This window comes from Streptomyces aurantiacus (assembly GCF_001418335.1).
Classification (GTDB): domain Bacteria; phylum Actinomycetota; class Actinomycetes; order Streptomycetales; family Streptomycetaceae; genus Streptomyces; species Streptomyces aurantiacus.
This window is the reverse complement of sequence record NZ_LIPP01000546.1, coordinates 1-1,352: the sequence shown is the minus strand read 5'-3', so window position 1 is coordinate 1,352 and position 1,352 is coordinate 1. Positions and strand designations below refer to the sequence as shown.

1 protein-coding gene is annotated in these 1,352 nt (G+C 73.6%); it reads right to left on the bottom strand.

Annotated features, from left to right (window positions below; translation table 11 throughout):
• The coding region (locus tag AOK01_RS40095; RefSeq protein WP_169800193.1) for a 3'-5' exonuclease at positions 1-1,352 on the bottom strand (1,352 nt) is incomplete at both ends.

Sequence of the window (1,352 nt, the reverse complement as noted above, 5' to 3'; positions counted from 1 at the left end):
GCGCCGTACGGGCCGGGGGCGTCGTGAGCCGAAGGGTGGGCCGTTTCGTGCGAGTGGCCGGACTCCAGGTGGGCCAGCACCGTCCGTGCGGCCTCGCGGCGGCGGGCCATCGCGGTGTCGTCCAGCGGGAGGGGCCAGGCGTGGTCGCCGCCGGCCGCGCGCAGTGCGGGGTTCTCCTCGTCCTCTTCGGGCTCGTCCGCCCAGGCCTCGATCTCGCCGTGCCCGGCCGCGCAGTGCTCGTACAGGGCGTGCAGGAAGTCGGAGGGCCCGCGGGGCTTCTTCTGCGAGGGGCCCCACCAGTGGCCGGAGCCGAGCAGCAGGGAACGGGGGCGGGTGAAGGTGACGTAGCCGAGGCGGAGTTCCTCGGTGTGCTGGTGCTCCTTCATGGCCTCGTGGAAGGCCTTCATGCCGCGGGAGTCCCAGGCCTCGATGTCCGGCAGGGTGTCGGCGTCGCCGCGCAGTTCGTGCGGGAGGACCTTGCCCTGGGCTGTCCATTTCTCGCGGCCCTGGCCGCTGGGGAACGTGCCGGTGACGAGCCCCGGGACCGCGACGACGTCCCACTCCAGGCCCTTGGACTTGTGCGCGGTGAGCACCTTGACGGTGTTCTCGCCGCCCGGCAGGGCGTTGTCGAGGCCCTTCTCGTACTGGGCGGCGGTGCGCAGGAAACCGAGGAAGGCGAGGAGGCTCGCCTCGCCCTCGTTCGCGGCGAAGGAGGCGGCAACGTCCAGGAAGTTGGACAGGGTCTCGCGGCGGCGGGCGGCCAGGGCGTGCGGGGAGGCGGAGAGCTCCACCTCCAGGCCGGTGGTGGCGAGGACGCGGTGCAGGACGTCCATGAGCGGGTCGGCGAGCGAGCGGCGCAGGTCGCGCAGTTCGGCCGCGAGCCGCGCGAACCGTACGCGGGCGTCGGCCGAGAACGGCAGCCCGTCGTCGTCCCCGTCGCCGCCGAGGGGAGTCTCCAGGAAGGTGTCGAGCGCGTCCGCGAGGGAGATGACTTCGGCCGGGTCGACCCCTTCGACGGCTGCGGCGAGCCGTCGGTCGGGGTCGTCGTCGGTGTCCACGCGCGCGTGGAACACGAGCATCCGGGCCCGGCGGCCCAGGAGTGCGAGGTCGCGGGCGCCGATGCGCCAGCGTGGTCCGGTGAGCAGGCGGACCAGTGAGGCGTTGGCTCCGGGGTCCTGGAGGACCTCGCAGACGGCGACCAGGTCGGCCACCTCGGGCAGGTGCAGCAGGCCGGAGAGGCCCACGACCTCGACGGGGACGTCCCGGGCGACGAGGGCGCCCTGGATCTCGGCGAAGTCGGTCGCGGTGCGGCACAGGACGGCGATCTCTCCGGGTGCCTTTCCGGTGCGTAC